Below are 17,295 nucleotides of genomic sequence, written 5' to 3' on the forward strand. Positions count from 1 at the left end.
TTTGCTCAACATATAATTTTCATTTTATGCTTAATATCGTACTCATCAATCCTGAAATTCCTAATAACACGGGTAATATAGGCCGTCTTGCTCTAGGATCTGGTTGTAGGTTACACCTAGTTAAACCTTTTGGGTTTAAAATAGACGACACTCGCCTAAAACGAGCTGGGCTCGATTACTGGCAGCACATGGACGTATCTTATTATGATGATGTACAAGACTTTTTCAATACTAACAGCGAAGCAAAAATGGTTTTTTTATCCAGTCATGGCGATAAAACACATTATGAGATTCCGTATGAAGAAAATATGTTTTTAGTCTTTGGTCAGGAATCTAAAGGGTTGCCTAAAAGCATAACAGATGCTCATTCTGAGCATCTGTATAAAATTCCACTTTATAGTGAGCACATACGCAGTTTAAACCTTGCAAATGCTGTGGGTATAGTGGTGTATGAAGGTAATAGACAACTGAGATAGGTATCTTAGTACGCTTTCGCGAAAGCGTAACAGTTTTACTTCACAAAATTATTGACATTTAGTTTGTCAATCATCTCTTGCGAAATTTGACCATCGTAAACACCGTAAGCATCTACAAGTAATCCTTTTGTCCCATCCTTACTCTCTACAACATAGAGAATGGAATTATCTCCAGGATTAGTCATTCCTTCAAAACGGAAATAGTTTGTTACATTTATCTCTCCTGCATTCCACTGCTTTTTAAGGTTTTTTGACTCAATTCCATCGTCGACTAAATTAAAGTCTTCCGTATAACCTTCTTTCTGCAAATCTTCTATTGCTAGTGATAATGTATCGTATCCTTTTTTCATTGGTTTATGTTTTTCTTAAAGATATAAAGAGTTAAAAGCTACACCAAAATTTTAGAATAAGTTTAGTATTGTTGGACACGTACGTTTGGTCAGAGTTATCAACTTAGAATAGACCTGAGTTTATACAGACTGGAAGCCTATTACAAAGTTATTACTGTAAATTCCCCACTAAGCGGATCGAGAGCTTCCATAAGTTCTGGAATTAGATCTTCTCCAAACTCCAAATAGAACTGAGCAAAATTTGTATTACGTTCTTGTAAGCTCTGCATAGGAAATATATCATTTTGAAGGTCTACCAATCGCTGTACGTGATCACTAAGCTTACGCTTTTGTGCGCGTAATAGTCGGCTTTCTAAATTATCTAATCCTTTTAATTGTTTTACTTCTTGAGCTTTTACCGCTCCTATAAAACTTTTATCAGTTTCCTCTGCAATGAGCTGCATAGCTCTAAATTGTTCTTTCAAAAAACTGCGTTGTGTTGAAAAGTCAATTTCAATATTAGAAATCGAGCGTATTTTTCTATTTATTAGCTCATTCTGTTTGAGAAATAAATTTGGCAAAGAGACGCCAAGATTTTCAGCTTTAGTGCGTTGTTTCTCTGTTCTAATTAATGCAGAGTTACGCAAGAGCAAAACCGGAAAAGGAACTTGCACTTCATCAAAATAGCTTTTAAGCTGAAACCAATAAGCAAGTTCTCCTCCACCTCCAATGTAACAGAGATTGGGTAAAATAACTTCTTGAAATATTGGTCTCAATAATGCATTGGGAGAGAAACGTTCTGGGTAATTTTCGAGTTCCTTTAAAATTTCGCTTTCGCTAAACTGTAAATCGGTGTCATTCACCACATACATACCGTCTAACTTTATAATTCGCTCTCTTAATCCTTTCTTGATATAGAATAGATTAATCTCCCTTGGATGAACTTGCTCAGGATATCCAAAGGAAGTAAGTTCTTTAGTTTGCGTTGTAATTTTATCATGAGAAACATTCTCGACTAGTTCACGTTTTACATAAGGTATAAATAGTCTTTTGAGATGACAATCATTCCCATCAATGATTACTAAACCTTGATTTCCAAACAATTCATTTCCCAAATATCTCGTAGCATCTGCAAGATTATCATGTTTGAGATATGCATTCTCAAAAAGTGACACTAAGGACTCTGCACTGTGTGAAGTACCCAGTTGTTCTTTAAATAGTTCTAAAACTTCCTCAAGACCTTCTGTTGAAAGTTCTCCTACTGGACCTCCGTCCTCACGACTCCATTGCACTTTACGACCTTCAAAGTTGAAGTAATTAATCTCGTCAAAATCATGATCTTCAGTGGCCATCCAATACACAGGTATATAGTGCCTGGCGGTATCCTGCTCTGACAGCTCTTTACACAAATTGATTACTGAAATAATCTTGTATAAAAAATACAAGGGACCAGTAAACAAGTTCAATTGATGACCAGTAGTTATGGTAAAGCTATTAGACTCAGAAAGACGCTCCAAATTAAGTGCTGTAGCATCTGAGATATTGATGTCATAATATTGCTTTTTTAAAGAAGAAACCAAAACATCACGAGACTCTTGTGAATAATGCCTTTCTTTATCTGCTGCTTGACTCTGTAAACTTGCAACCGAAGGAAATCTATGATAAAAGGGGTTCAACTCTTTTTTTTGATCTAAGTAGTCGCAAATTAGTGGTGAAAAGTACCCTGTATCTCGATAAGAAAGACTGTCAGTTGGCATAAAAAATTATTTAACGTAAAGATATAAGGTGCCCAAAAGGAGCTTTCCCAAAAATACGTTAAAACGGCAATCACAACGCGCTACTTTTATGTAGTTTTAGACTTTATCAAAAAAACACCTTTAATGAAACGCCTTCTCATAAATACTGTTTTCTTACTATTCACATCAATATTAGCTGCTCAAGTTCAGTCTCCTTCAGAATTTTTGGGGTATGAAATAGGTACAGAATTTTCTCGTCACGCAGATGTGGTACGGTATTTCCATCATGTTTCAGAAAATAGTGACCTAGTTACCTATCAACAATATGGTAAGACTAATGAACGTAGACCCCTCACATATGCAGTCGTTACCAGTGAGACTAACCATAGTAATTTAGAGGCTATACGTAAAACTAATCTTGTACAAACAGGAATTTTAAAAGATAACGCTTTCGCGAAAGTGGACCCCGAAACAGCCATTGTTTGGCTTTCGTATAATGTACACGGGAATGAAGCCTCATCTACTGAAGCTGCCATGGCAACACTTTATGAATTAGTAACTTCAAAAAAAGAGTATTTAAACAATACCGTTGTCATTATAGACCCATGTGTCAATCCAGATGGAAGAGACCGTTATGCAAATTGGTACAACCAAGTGAAATCAACACCATACGATCCATTGCAAATTGCAGCCGAACATGATGAGCCTTGGCCGGGAGGTCGACCTAATCACTATCTTTTTGACCTCAACCGCGACTGGATGTGGGCAACGCAAGTAGAAACACAACAGCGTCTTAAGATTTATAACAAATGGATGCCGCATATTCACGTAGATTTTCACGAACAGGGAATCAATGAGCCTTATTACTTTGCACCCGCTGCAGAGCCATTTCATGAAGTGATAACAGACTTTCAACGTGATTTCCAAACTACTATTGGGAAAAACCATGCAAAATATTTTGACGAAGAAGGATGGCTATTTTTCACCAAAGAGCGATTTGACTTATTATACCCTAGCTACGGTGACACCTATCCCATATTTATGGGAGCGATTGGGATGACTTATGAGCAAGCGGGTCATGGCCGTGCAGGATTAGGCATTAATACCGATGAAGGATATGAACTTACTCTTATAGATAGAGTAGCACATCACAAGACAACTGGTTTATCTACTGTAGAGGTAGCTTCTCAAAACGCACAAACTCTAAATACCGAGTTTAAAAATTATTTTAAAAATGATAATCTAAAATATAAAAGTTATGTGCTTTCAGGTGATAGTTCGCGCTTAAAATCTCTAGCAGAGCTACTTGACAAACATGAAATTATCTATGGATTTGCGACTGATGGAACAGCTACAGGCTTTAATTATTCCCAAAACAAAAAAGGAAATCTCAAGTATGATAGTGCTATGGTTGTAAGCACAAATCAACCTAAGGGAAAAATGGTCAAAGTGCTTTTTGAACCTAATGCAAAATTAAGTACACCGCTCACATATGACATTACAGCATGGAGCTTACCACATGCATACGGTCTTGAGGCCATTGCTAGTGAAACTTTAGTAAATACCACTGCCGTTAGCCCCTTTGTAGATAATATAGCTACAACTGGTCGCGCAGGTTATATCGCACAGTGGAAAAGCATGCAAGATGCTCGCTTTCTGGCAGATTTAATTAAACAAGGAATTAGAGTACGCTTTACGGAAAAGCCTTTTATAAATAGAAGAAAAAGTTATGACCGCGGCTCACTTATATTAACCAGAAGAGACAATAAATTAAATGATGATTTTGATGCGACGGTCAAAAAAATTGCAGCTAAACACAATGTACAATTAGACGGAACTTCCTCAAGTTTTTCTGATGCTGGACCAGATTTTGGCTCTCCAGAAGTAAAACTTATCAATCCACCTAAAATAGCATTATTAAGAGGTGATAACACCTCATCATTAAGTTATGGCGCTACGTGGTATTTCTTTGAACAAACACTTGAATACCCGGTCACTTCGGTGTATACATCTAGCCTATCTCGTACATCCTTAAATCAGTTTGATATTATTGTAATGCCTAGCGGTTGGTATAATAGTATCTTGACGGAAGACGGGCTTAAAAAAATCAAAGATTTTGTTCAGAACGGAGGTAAAATAATAGCCATTTCAAATGCTGTTAGTAGTTTTGCTGGAAAATCTGGTTTTAGCTTAAAGCGAAAATCTTCAGGAAGCACTACAGATGAAGATGAAACACAAACAGATGATAAGCTTATACCTTACGGTGATCGAGAAAATGCTAGTACAAAGAATTTTATAACCGGAGCTATTTTCAAAGCTAAGGTAGACCCTACGCATCCACTAGCTTTTGGATATCCAGAAAATTATTTTACGCTAAAATTAGGGAGTACCTCGTATGATTATCTGGACAAAGGTTTTAATGTTGCATGGATTCCAGATGAAATCACTAACGTTTCTGGTTTTGCTGGAGAAAGTGCTAAAGAAAAACTACGTAAATCAATGATTTTTGGTGAAGAAAGAATCGGTAGCGGTAGTATTATCTATATGGTAGATGACCCACTATTCAGAGGGTTTTGGGAAAATGGTAAATTATTTTTTGCAAATGCTTTATTCTTTACGAATAATAACAAATTCAGGCTTTAAAAATCTATACGCTTATCTTAATGTAAAGTTGAGTCTACTAAAGAAAAACTAACCATTTCAACTTTAGAAGAGTCATTTTGTAACATTGTAAAAGCAATATAAACTTGGTTGTCTACGACCGCTAGCTGTGGAAATCCACTCTGGCGTTCTGCAGAGATATTTGAGACCGTGATAGGATTGCTAAATATTCTGTTAGTATTCACTTTAGTTATTTTCAATGCTGTTTTATCATCTTGAGGTTCTAGCCAGCTCACTAGTGCATTCCCGTCTTTTAAAAACTGAGCACCTACTCTGCCTATTGCATTACCGCTGTCTAAACGAATTGGGTTTTGGAAACTCTCTCCAGCATCAGTAGAAAAAGCTACCATTACTCTAGGAGTTTCACCTTGTGCCGTAAACCATGAGACCACAACGTTCATACCCTGAGTATCCATTGCAGGTCCATTGACAGGGCATCCGTTTAATTTCCAATCATCATGGGCAATAGGAGTTGGCTTTGTCCACACTCCATCCACATATCTTACAATCGAGATGTCACGTATTTCTTCCTCTGTACTTGTACGATCACGATAAACCACAATAGGACCATTTTCTGTAATTGCAGTTGCAGTACTACAACAATCGCATACTCTGGCATCTAATTCTGTTTCTTTTGTGATTACCCCTTCTGCAGTGACAAAAGCATTTCGCAAGGTCATTTGATTTTTATAACGATCTTTATTTTTTGTATTTCTTCCATCTAGCCAGCTTACAGAAAAACCATCATTGTATGGTTTACTGGAAACAAAACCATGCTCTGCTGCAATGCCATCGGTATTCAAAAGTATATTTGAATTTCTAGAACGCTTTCGCGAAAGCGTATCAAAAACACTCAACTTGATATCGTAATCGTAAGTTCCTTCAGCAGATTTTTCTAAAATATTAGCAAGTACTTTGTCTCCATTCACAGAAAGTGACGGAAAATCTGCCCAGTTTATAAACCAGTTTGTACCGGAAGTAACGGTTTTTGGTATACTCCACGTATCATTTTCAAACCATGCATATTTTAAAATAGAAAGGCTGTCCTCCTCCTCAACCCAAGACATATGCAATTTATCTTTTGTGCTATAAAGTCTAGGTAGGTGAGAAACTCCTTGTTGAGGAAGTGCGATAGATCTTAAAAAAAACTTAGATTCCTTTTGATGCGTCAAAGACGCATTTGTTTTTGATGATTGGTTACAAGAAAAAAGCAGCCCTGTTATAACTAATGAGATGATCTGTATACGCACAATCTATAAATTTGATATATTGAATTCAAATTTAAGAAAAGAAATACCTAATTATTTACTTTGAGAATGAGCAGCCCTTTTTGCATGTAACGGCTGTGGTTTTTCTAACGTTGTCACAGGTGTTGCATAAAGGTCAAAATCTTCTGCCTCTGTAATAATTACTTTTGTGTAATCGCCTATTTTTAAATAGTGAGTTGTGGCGTCAACCAGCACTTCATTATCTACGTCTGGGCTATCAAACTCTGTACGACCAATAAAGAAATTACCCTCTTTACGATCTACCACTATTTTAAATTCTTGACCTATTTTTTGCTGATTGAGCTCCCATGAAATTTGTGATTGTATTTCCATGATTTGATTTGCACGATCCATTTTCACCTCATCAGGAACATCATCTTCTAAGTTATACGCATGCGTATTTTCTTCATGAGAATAGGTAAAACAACCAAGACGCTCAAAGCGCTGATCTTTAACCCATTGTTTTAGGATTTGAAAATCCTCTTCAGTCTCTCCTGGATACCCAACAATAAGCGTAGTTCTTATGGTCATTCCTGGTACGCTTTCGCGAAAGCGTTCTAGCAATGCATTCGTTTTTGCCATAGTAGTACCACGGCGCATAGATTTTAATATCGAATCTGAAATATGTTGTAGTGGGATATCAATGTAGTTACAAACCTTTGGCTCACGGCGCATTACATCAAGCACATCGATAGGGAATCCAGTTGGGAATGCATAGTGCAGTCTAATCCACTCAATACCTTCTACCTTAACCAAGTTTTCTAATAACTCTGCAAGGTTTCTCTTTTTGTATAAATCGAGCCCATAGTAGGTGAGATCTTGTGCTATAAGAATTAATTCTGAAACACCGTTTGCTGCTAGTTTTTGAGCTTCTGTTACTAAATGCTCAATCGGTTTTGACTTATGCTTACCTCTCATAAGCGGAATTGCACAAAATGAACACGGACGGTCACAGCCTTCGGCAATTTTTAAATAGGCATAGTTTTTTGGTGTTGTGGTAAGACGCTCTCCAATAAGTTCATGCTTATAATCTGCTCCTAGTGCTTTTAAAAGTCCAGGCAACTCTGTAGTCCCAAAATACTGATCTACATCTGGAATTTCTTTTTGAAGATCTGGCTTATAGCGTTCAGAGAGACATCCTGTAACAAAAACCTTATCAACTTCACCTTCTTCTTTTTGTTTGACATACTCCAGAATAGTATTTACAGATTCTTCCTTTGCATTATCAATAAACCCACACGTATTAATTACCACAATGTTTCCTTCTTCTTCATGAGCAACATCCATCTCATTTGCTTTGAGTTGGCCCATTAAGACTTCACTATCATAAACGTTTTTTGAGCAACCTAAAGTAACAACGTTTATCTTATTCTTTTTCAGTGATTTCGTACGCATTTCCTTTGTATTTTGGGAGTGCAAAGATAGTTTAAAAGAATGAGCTGGAAAGAATGATTATCTTAGGATATTATTTTACAAATTTTTATATAAGTTCTCGCTACTAAGTTCTATTCAAACTTTTTACAGAAGGATTAGTCCAATTTTCATCATTAACAGATACATATGCGCTTTCTAATCATACCAATACTTCTCTTCTTTTCATGTACAACCACAGATAATCTAGATGATGTTGCCAGCGATGAAGATTCTGCATCTCTATATTTTCCACCTATAGACGATACTTCGTGGGAGACCGCTAGTCTTGATACATTAGAATGGAATGAAACAGCGCTAGAAGAGCTCAACTCTTTTCTTATCGCGTCCAATACTAAAGCATTTATTATCCTCAAAAATGGTAAAATAGTAGTTGAAAATTATTATCAAAATACAGATTCCAATACTAATCATAGGTGGAATAGCGCAGCAAAAACGCTTACTGCTGCGACTGTTGGTATTGCTCAAGAACAAGGCTTCTTACATATAGAAAACCCTAGCAGTGATTATTTAGGGGAAGGATGGACCTCAATGACTACAGAACAAGAAGCAGCTATAACTCTAAAAAACCAACTCACGATGACTACTGGTGGGGAGTATATGGTAGATAACTTAAATTGTACAGATCCCGAATGTCTCTCATATAATTCTGAAGCAGGCGCTAGTTGGTATTACCACAACGCATTTTATATCCTTATTCAGGATGTAATTTCTAACGCCACAGCGCAATCCTTCGATACCTATTTCAATACACAATTACAAGCAAAAATTGGCATGAATGGCTTTTGGTTTGACTTTGGTTATCTCAAGTTATTTTCAAGTAATGCTCGAGACATGGCTCGGTTTGGATTGTTAAATCTCAGTAATGGGATTTGGAATAGCGAACAGATTATTCCAGCTTCATTTTTTACAGAAATGACCACAATATCACAATCACTCAATAAGGCATATGGTTATTTGTGGTGGCTCAACGGTCAAAGCGATTATAAACTTCCAGGAAGCAATATTACCTTCTCTGGAAAATTAATTCCGACGGCTCCAGATGATTTAATTGCCGGATTAGGCAAAGACGATCAAAAACTTTATGTTGTTCCTAGCGAAAAGCTAGTCGTAATAAGACTAGGCGACGCAACAGATTCTTCCACACAAGGACCATCTGGATACGATACAGAACTGTGGGCTAAAATTATGGCGGTAATTGATTAAGGTCTCGCTTTCGCGAAAGCGAACATTATCCAAACGGATTAATCCACATTAAAAATCCGTAGATATACATTTTAAAAAATTCAAAGAAAAATACACTTAAAATTGGCTTATACCAGCGTTTGATAATATCAGTGCTTCTTAAATACATCCAAATAATGATTACTATATAAATATAGAATAGGATAAAAATAAAATGAGGAAAGGCAGTATAAGATCCCAGTGTTTCTGGAAATAGTGGATTTTTTTCTACGCTATTATATGATTTATAGACACTCCAAAAATTGAGAACTATAAACCCCAAACATAATACTGCAAGTATTCTTAAGACAAATTCGGGAAACCAATTAAAACTAGATTTCATTCAAGTCTATATCAAAACTGCTCTACTAAAATTAAATTTTAAAGATTATTTAAAAAATGAATCTACAAACTCTACTTTATTAAACACTTGTAAATCTTCGATACCCTCTCCTACACCAATGTATTTCACAGGGATTTGAAACTGATCAGAAATTCCAATAACAACTCCACCTTTTGCTGTACCATCCAGCTTTGTAACTGCTAGCGAGGTTACTTCTGTTGCAGCGGTAAATTGTTTTGCTTGCTCAAAGGCATTTTGACCCGTAGATCCATCAAGTACTAAAAGCACATCGTGTGGAGCATCACCTATAACCTTTTGCATCACACGCTTTACCTTAGTAAGCTCGTTCATTAAGTTTACTTTATTATGTAAACGACCTGCTGTATCTATAATAATGACATCTGCATTTTGATTAACGCCACTTTCTACAGCGTCAAAAGCTACAGAAGCAGGATCACTGCCCATTTGCTGCTTGACAATAGGAACATCAACACGGTCTGCCCATACTTGTAGTTGATCAATAGCCGCTGCCCTAAAGGTATCTGCCGCTCCAAGAACCACTTTTAAACCTTGTTTTTTAAATTGATAGGCAAGTTTACCTATAGTTGTAGTTTTCCCTACCCCATTAACTCCTACCACCATAATGACATGTGGTTTATTACCAGAAGGAATCTCAAAATCTGTCGCATTACCCTCGTTAGTCTCACTTAAGAGACCCGCTATTTCCTCACGTAAAATTTGATTGAGTTCATCTGTCCCTACATATTTATCACGCAGTACACGTTCTTCAATACGAGTAATCACCTTAAGAGTCGTTTTTACTCCCACATCACTAGTTACTAAAACCTCTTCAAGGTTATCAAGTACGTCGTCATCAACTTTAGACTTTCCGGCAACTGCCTTACTCATCTTATCAAAAAAGCTTGTTTTAGTTTTCTCAAGACCTTTGTCTAGAGTTTCCTTTTTTTCTGGTGAAAATATGTTTTTAAAAAAGCTCATTATTGATGGTTTGTATGTTACTAAGAACAGTTAAAGAGAATTCTCCTCCACTGCTTGATTCTATCGATTTTGATTTGACAAAAATAGTGCCTTTTAATGAGAATGTCGTTATGGCAGTTTGTACGCTTTCGCGAAAGCGTAATCTTCACTATAAAATCCTCTATTTCCTAAGGAAATTATCTTCTAAAATCTTATTTTTACGAGAAGGCACGATTGTAAAATCTGAAGAATTATTGATACGTAGACCTTAAAATTTAACCGAAAGAAATTAAAAGTTTTCTGGCCTTTTGAAAGGTGTTTCAAAATATTAATAATTTTTTTTGCAGATACTTAGTTTTAGAATTAAACTACAACTTATACTAAAAAAGATATATGAATATTCATTTCATAGCCATTGGAGGAGCCGCAATGCACAATTTAGCATTGGCTTTACATCACAAAGGAGAAACAGTAACAGGTAGTGATGACACTATTTTTGACCCTTCAAAAACACGTCTAGAAACCTATGGTTTATTACCAGAAACTTTTGGATGGTATCCTGAAAAAATTACTAAAGATTTAGATGCTGTAATCCTTGGGATGCACGCAAAAGAGCACAACCCAGAACTTTTAAGAGCGCAAGAATTGGGATTAAACATTTACTCTTATCCAGAATTTTTATACGAGAGTGCAAAAGATAAAACACGAGTAGTGATAGGAGGATCTCATGGAAAGACTACCATCACCTCAATGATATTGCATGTAATGCACTATTGGGATAAAGAGGTAGATTATATGGTAGGAGCACAACTTGAAGGCTTTGACACCATGGTAAGAATGACAGCTGATGCAGATTTTATGATTCTAGAAGGAGATGAATATTTAAGTAGTGCTATAGATCGCAGACCAAAATTTCACTTATACAAACCTAACATCGCTCTTCTAAGCGGCATTGCATGGGACCACATAAATGTATTTCCAACATTTGAAAACTATCTAGAGCAGTTTCAGATATTTGTAAACTCTATGACCAATGGTGGCGCCATGGTGTATAACTCTGAAGACGAAGACGTAGTGCAAGTTGTAGAAAATGCTACTGCACACATAAAAAAATACCCGTATGTTACTCCTGAGTACACAGTACAAAATGGAGAAACATTACTACAAACACCTGACGGACCAATGCCTATTGAGATCTTTGGCAAACATAATCTAAATAATCTAGCCGGTGCGAAGTGGATCTGTCAACATATGGGAGTTGTAGAAGAAGATTTTTATGAAGCAATTTCAACATTTAAGGGCGCTAGTAAACGACTAGAGAAAATTGCAGAAAATGATAAAACTGTTATATATAAAGATTTTGCACACAGTCCATCAAAAGTAGAAGCTACCACTATCGCAGTAAAAGAGCAATTTCCAGAACGTAAACTAGTTGCTTGTCTAGAGCTTCATACATATAGTAGTCTCAATCCAGAGTTTTTAAATGAATATAAAGGAGCTCTGGATGCTGCAGAAGTTGCAGTTGTATTTTACTCTCCACACGCTGTTGAATTAAAAGGTCTTGAGGCTATTGATAAAAAACAAATAGAAGAAGCTTTTAGAAGGCAGGATTTAATTATTTATACAAATCCACTTGATTTTAGAACATTTTTGTTTGGTCAAGAACTTAGTGATAAGTCCATCTTATTAATGAGTAGTGGGAATTATGGAGGGTTAGATTTTGAGGATTTAAAGGGGCTGATGTAACAATATCTAACAATCTACACTAACCATAGTAACTAATCAATAAAACAACTTAAATGAAATTTATTATTACATCAATAGCGCTATTTTTTATCGCTGTAGCTTCTCACAGTCAAGAGATAAAAAAAATATCAAGAGACTGGACTTCTTTTTCTCAATCTATAAATATTTCTACTGATTCACCTAGAAAGTTTATTCTCAAAGGTAGTATTAGAGTAATTCCAAAAGATAGCATGTCTGGAGCTGGATTATGGGCAAGAGTTGACAGAAGTGATGAAGAAAGAGGTTTTTTTGACAATATGAGTGACCGATTAGTTCAAAGTTCTGAATGGAAAGAATACACGATCGAAGGATCATTTAACAAGAATGCAAAAAAATTGGTTTTTGGAGGGCTTGTACATAACGATGGAGAATTTTTTTATGATAATATATCGTTGCAAATTGAAGATGAAGAAGGAGAAATGAAGTTAGTAACCTTAGGGAATCCAAGTTTTGAGAGCCCTTTAAAAAACGGAATTATTAAAGATTGGTCACCAGGAATCTCAAAGAACAAAACAGTATTAGTCAATGAGTATAAAATGAGTTCTAGTAAAAATGCAGTTGATGGATCCTTTTCATTACTAATTAAAGGAGAAGGTACAGAACCTGGATATTCTCCAACCCGTATAGGCGAAATAGAGGGATACACACCTCAAGTTGGGGCACTTATCACTATGCTTGATGATTTAAAGAGCAGAGTAAAAGATAGAGTAAAAAATCTATCTCAATATGAGGTAGATCACTTACACGATGAAGAAGCAAATCGGATAGGAGCTTTAATAATGCACCTAGCAAGTGCAGAGGTGATTTACCAAAACCTTACTTTTGAAGGAAGAGAGTTTAATGAAGAAGAGAAAGAGAAATGGGAACCAGCGTTGGACTTAGGAAAAAAAGGTCGTGATACCTTCAAAGGAAAGCCTATCTCCTATTACCTTAAAGAATATGACAAAGTAAGAGCTCGAACTAAAGAGCTTTTTAAAACGGTTGACGACGAGTGGCTTATGCAGGAAATTCCTGCAGGAGGAATTACAAACTTTTTCTCTTGGTTTCATGTAATGGAACATCAATCCAGTCACTTAGGACAGATCTTATTTTTAGCAAAACGGATACCACCAGAAGCTGAAATTCTAGCTCCAGAAGAAATTAAAAATTAAATATACCTGTGAAAATTCTAATCAGTATTACCCTCTTTTGATCTTTCGCGAAAGCGTAATTATATTTTAAAAAAAGAACCATTCCTAGATAAAGGTTTTTCCACAAAATGTTGATAACTTCAAGGCTTTGCAGCTGTATTCACAGAGCTACTGCAAAGCCTTTCTTTATATTTGTTTGTTACACGATTTAAGACAATTTTAAGACGAATTATATGAGCGACGACGCTAATAAGAAACAGTACTCGGCAGATAGTATCCAGGCCCTAGAGGGTATGGAGCACGTACGCATGCGCCCATCGATGTATATAGGTGATGTAGGAGTACGAGGATTGCACCACTTAGTATATGAAGTAGTAGATAACTCTATCGATGAAGCGATGGGAGGTTATTGTGACGCCATAGATGTCACCATAAATGAAGACAACTCAATTACAACTCGTGATAATGGGCGAGGAATTCCCGTAGGGATACACAAAAAAGAGGGCGTTTCTGCACTACAAGTAGTTATGACCAAGATAGGTGCTGGTGGAAAATTTGATAAAGATTCTTATAAAGTATCTGGAGGTCTCCACGGTGTAGGTGTATCGTGTGTGAATGCACTTTCAAACCACTTGAAAGCAACAGTTTACAAGGAAGGTAAAATTTGGGAGCAAGAGTATGAGCGTGGTAAAGCACTATACCCTGTAAAGACTGTTGGAGAAACAGATTTTACTGGTACGGAAGTTACTTTTTTACCAGATGATTCAATTTTTCAGCAAACTACAGAATATAATTATGACACTCTCGCATCTCGTATGCGCGAGCTAGCTTATCTTAATAAAGGAATTACCATAACGCTTACTGACAAACGTCAAGTCAATGATGATGGAACATTTGAGACGGAGACTTTTCACTCAGACGAAGGTCTATCTGAGTTTGTTCGTTTTTTAGACGGTAACAGAAATCCTATCATAGGAAGTGTTATCTCTATGGAAGGGGAGAAAAATGGCGTACCTGTAGAAGTAGCAATGATATATAATGATAGTTATGCCGAAAATCTACATTCTTACGTAAACAACATCAACACACACGAAGGAGGTACTCACCTTGCTGGCTTTAGAAGGGGTCTTACAGGATCTTTAAAGAAATTTGCAGATGCTTCTGGAATGCTCGACAAATTAAAATTTGACATTGCTGGTGATGATTTCCGCGAAGGTCTTACAGCAATCATTTCTGTTAAAGTAAGTGAACCTCAATTTGAGGGTCAGACGAAGACAAAACTAGGTAACAGAGAAGTTACTTCTGCGGTTTCTCAAGCTGTTGCAGAGATGATTGAAATTTACATGGAAGAGAACCCTAACGATGCTAAAACTATCGTTCAAAAGGTTATTCTTGCCGCACAAGCTCGTCATGCAGCCAAAAAGGCTCGCGAGATGGTGCAACGTAAAACAGTCATGAGCATCGGCGGATTACCTGGAAAATTATCTGATTGTTCTGAAACAGATCCCACGCTTTGCGAAGTCTTTCTTGTTGAGGGAGATTCGGCAGGTGGAACAGCAAAACAAGGTCGTGATCGAGAATTTCAAGCAATCTTACCACTAAGAGGTAAGATTCTTAACGTGGAGAAAGCTATGCAACACAAGGTTTTTGAAAACGAAGAAATCAAGAATATTTTTACTGCTTTAGGAGTCACTATAGGAACTGAAGAGGATAGTAAAGCACTAAACTTATCAAAACTAAGATATCACAAAGTAGTTATCATGTGTGATGCCGATGTCGATGGTAGCCACATTTCTACGCTAATACTCACGTTTTTCTTCAGATATATGAAGGAACTTGTTGAAAATGGCTATGTATACATCGCCACTCCTCCCCTGTATCTTGTCAAAAAAGGTCAAAAAAAGCAATACGCATGGAACGATAAAGAACGTGACGCCATAGCAGAACGTATGGGTACTCAAGGAGTTTCCATACAACGATACAAAGGTTTAGGAGAGATGAACGCAGAACAACTTTGGGACACTACGATGAACCCAGAATTCCGCACACTTAGACAAGTTGCCATTGATAACGGGACAGAAGCAGATCGTATTTTCTCAATGTTAATGGGGGATGAAGTACCACCTAGAAGGGAATTTATAGAAAAGAATGCAATCTATGCAAATATTGATATTTAACATTCGCAAATAGCTGTATTTTGGTTTAAATCTTACAAAATGATAAATAAAATCATCTTGTTATAAAGAAATTTAAATACTGTTTTATAGAAATTAAAATTTATAATTTACTATAAATCATTTACTTATGATTATTTTCAGTTTTGCACTTTATAAAATTTAAAATCTATCAATTTCATTTTCAATGATTTATTTGGATTTTATTTGTAAGAAAGTGTATCTTTCGCCTGTGAGAATTAAGTAATTGTTTTTAAACATATACTTTCACTTCTAATCTCGATAATTAAATGTAGGGGTTTAATTTGAAGGGATTAGAACAATAAGATGCCCTGCCATTAACTAATGGTAGGGTTTTCTAGTTTTAAACGCAAAAAAGCTTCCTAAGATAGATTCTCACAATTAATTAGATCTGATTTGAGATGAATCCAAAAATTTTCTTTCTCAAAACTACCTCTCAACTATTTCAAATAGATCTTATTTACAAATTCTAACCTGGTTATATGATCACGTCAATGTTTTTGAAAATTAGAATTTTCTTTTAAACATCTCTTTAACATGCAATGACCTTCATTATTTATTATTGAATTAATATGTCTATTTCACAAATGAATGGACTAGAGATTCTTTAAAATATAGACATCAAAAACATTGAGATATTGTATTTTCGCAAGAGCTTAAAGGCTAAACACTAGAACTATAAATTTTAAAATAATAAATCATGAAAGTTACTGTAGTAGGTGCTGGAGCTGTAGGAGCCAGTTGTGCAGAATATATTGCAATTAAAAATTTTGCAAGTGAAGTTGTATTAGTTGATATTAAAGAGGGATTTGCTGAAGGAAAAGCAATGGATCTTATGCAAACAGCATCTCTTAATGGTTTTGACACAAAGATCACTGGAACTACTGGTGATTATTCAAAAACTGCTGGGAGTGATATTGCAGTTATAACTTCTGGAATTCCTCGTAAACCAGGAATGACTCGTGAAGAATTAATAGGAATCAACGCAGGTATTGTTAAATCTGTCGCTACTGAACTAGTTAAAGCTTCACCTAATGTAATTTTAATTGTGGTTTCAAACCCAATGGATACAATGACCTACTTAGCACACAAAGCTACAGGTCTTCCTAAAAATAGAATTATTGGTATGGGCGGAGCTCTTGACAGTGCTCGTTTCAAATACAGATTAGCAGAAGCCTTAGATGCGCCTATTTCTGATGTTGACGGTATGGTGATAGGAGGGCATTCTGACAAAGGAATGGTACCCTTAACTAGGTTAGCTACTCGGAATAGTGTTCCAGTATCTGAGTTTATCTCAGAAGATCGTCTCAATCAAGTAATGGAAGATACTAAAGTAGGAGGTGCAACCCTTACTGGGCTTTTAGGGACTTCTGCTTGGTATGCTCCTGGAGCTGCAGTATCAGGATTAGTTCAAGCCATTGCTTGTGATCAAAAGAAAATTTTTCCTTGTTCTACACTTCTTGACGGGGAGTATGGTTTATCTGATCTTTGTATCGGGGTTCCAGTTGTATTAGGAAAAAATGGTATTGAAAAAATTGTAGAAATTAATCTCAATGACGCTGAGAAAGCCCACCTTGCTGAAAGTGCTGAGGGCGTTAAGAAAACAAATGGTTTGCTTGAGTTATAGAGCCATTTAAAAAAAGTTTAAGTCGCCTGTTATTTTTTATATGACAGGCGACTTTTTTTTACGCTTTCGCGAAAGCGTAATTAGCACCTCTAAGATTAATAAACTCAGAACT

13 protein-coding genes are annotated in these 17,295 nt (G+C 36.1%); 8 read left to right on the plus strand and 5 right to left on the minus strand.

The annotated features are described in order from the left end of the window. Positions 1 to 26 precede the first annotated feature (26 nt). Positions 27 to 476, plus strand: coding sequence for a tRNA (cytidine(34)-2'-O)-methyltransferase (locus tag OD90_RS05365; protein WP_144667656.1), 450 nt, complete (start codon positions 27 to 29; stop codon positions 474 to 476). 35 nt (positions 477 to 511) lie between these two features. Here OD90_RS05365 and OD90_RS05370 read toward each other — a convergent pair whose 3' ends face one another. Both OD90_RS05370 and bshC read right to left on the minus strand, forming a co-directional pair. Next, the gene (locus tag OD90_RS05370) at positions 512 to 826 is read right to left on the minus strand and encodes a phosphoribosylpyrophosphate synthetase (RefSeq protein ID WP_144667659.1); all 315 of its coding nucleotides are present in this window, start codon (positions 824 to 826) and stop codon (positions 512 to 514) included. A gap of 140 nt (positions 827 to 966) precedes the next feature. Then, positions 967 to 2,562 carry a bacillithiol biosynthesis cysteine-adding enzyme BshC gene (gene bshC / locus OD90_RS05375; protein WP_144667662.1) on the minus strand — a complete coding sequence of 532 codons (1,596 nt, stop codon included), beginning with the start codon at positions 2,560 to 2,562 and terminating at the stop codon, positions 967 to 969. A gap of 123 nt (positions 2,563 to 2,685) precedes the next feature. Between bshC and OD90_RS05380 the strand changes: the two genes are divergently transcribed. Further along, positions 2,686 to 5,184, plus strand: a complete 2,499-nt coding sequence (locus OD90_RS05380) for a M14 family metallopeptidase (RefSeq protein ID WP_144667665.1) — start codon at positions 2,686 to 2,688, stop codon at positions 5,182 to 5,184. Between the two features lie 17 nt (positions 5,185 to 5,201). On the opposite strand, the gene OD90_RS05385 is transcribed toward OD90_RS05380, so the two are convergent. Together OD90_RS05385 and rimO are read right to left on the minus strand one after the other, a co-directional pair. Beyond that, positions 5,202 to 6,374: a sialidase gene (locus OD90_RS05385; protein WP_144667668.1), complete on the minus strand. Its 1,173-nt coding sequence runs from the start codon at positions 6,372 to 6,374 to the stop codon at positions 5,202 to 5,204. A gap of 129 nt (positions 6,375 to 6,503) precedes the next feature. Continuing rightward, positions 6,504 to 7,865 (minus strand): 30S ribosomal protein S12 methylthiotransferase RimO, encoded by a 1,362-nt coding sequence (rimO, locus tag OD90_RS05390; protein WP_144667671.1) that lies wholly within the window; start codon positions 7,863 to 7,865, stop codon positions 6,504 to 6,506. Positions 7,866 to 8,030: 165 nt separating this feature from the next. On the opposite strand from rimO, the gene OD90_RS05395 reads away from it, so the two are divergent. Next, a complete protein-coding gene (locus tag OD90_RS05395) occupies positions 8,031 to 9,107 on the plus strand; it encodes a serine hydrolase domain-containing protein (RefSeq protein WP_144667674.1) in 1,077 nt (358 codons plus the stop codon). 406 nt (positions 9,108 to 9,513) lie between these two features. On the opposite strand, the gene ftsY is transcribed toward OD90_RS05395, so the two are convergent. Further along, positions 9,514 to 10,467, minus strand: a complete 954-nt coding sequence (ftsY, locus tag OD90_RS05400) for a signal recognition particle-docking protein FtsY (protein ID WP_144667677.1) — start codon at positions 10,465 to 10,467, stop codon at positions 9,514 to 9,516. Between the two features lie 14 nt (positions 10,468 to 10,481). On the opposite strand from ftsY, the gene OD90_RS05405 reads away from it, so the two are divergent. The 5 genes from OD90_RS05405 (at position 10,482) to mdh (ending at position 17,183) form a co-directional block, all read left to right on the plus strand. After that, entirely contained in the window at positions 10,482 to 10,718 is a 237-nt protein-coding gene (locus tag OD90_RS05405) for a hypothetical protein (protein WP_144667680.1), read from the plus strand. Between the two features lie 121 nt (positions 10,719 to 10,839). Then, complete coding sequence (murC, locus tag OD90_RS05410; RefSeq protein ID WP_144667683.1) at positions 10,840 to 12,192, plus strand: UDP-N-acetylmuramate--L-alanine ligase; 1,353 nt, start codon at positions 10,840 to 10,842, stop codon at positions 12,190 to 12,192. A gap of 53 nt (positions 12,193 to 12,245) precedes the next feature. Beyond that, positions 12,246 to 13,382 (plus strand): DinB family protein, encoded by a 1,137-nt coding sequence (locus tag OD90_RS05415; protein ID WP_144667686.1) that lies wholly within the window; start codon positions 12,246 to 12,248, stop codon positions 13,380 to 13,382. Between the two features lie 212 nt (positions 13,383 to 13,594). Next, on the plus strand, positions 13,595 to 15,538 hold the full coding sequence (gene gyrB / locus OD90_RS05420; protein WP_144667688.1) for a DNA topoisomerase (ATP-hydrolyzing) subunit B: 1,944 nt from the start codon (positions 13,595 to 13,597) through the stop codon (positions 15,536 to 15,538). A 718-nt stretch (positions 15,539 to 16,256) separates the two neighbouring features. After that, complete coding sequence (gene mdh / locus OD90_RS05425) at positions 16,257 to 17,183, plus strand: malate dehydrogenase (protein WP_144667691.1); 927 nt, start codon at positions 16,257 to 16,259, stop codon at positions 17,181 to 17,183. Positions 17,184 to 17,295: the final 112 nt, after the last annotated feature.

This window comes from Dokdonia sp. Hel_I_53, from assembly GCF_007827465.1.
In the GTDB taxonomy this organism is placed as follows: Bacteria; Bacteroidota; Bacteroidia; order Flavobacteriales; family Flavobacteriaceae; genus Dokdonia.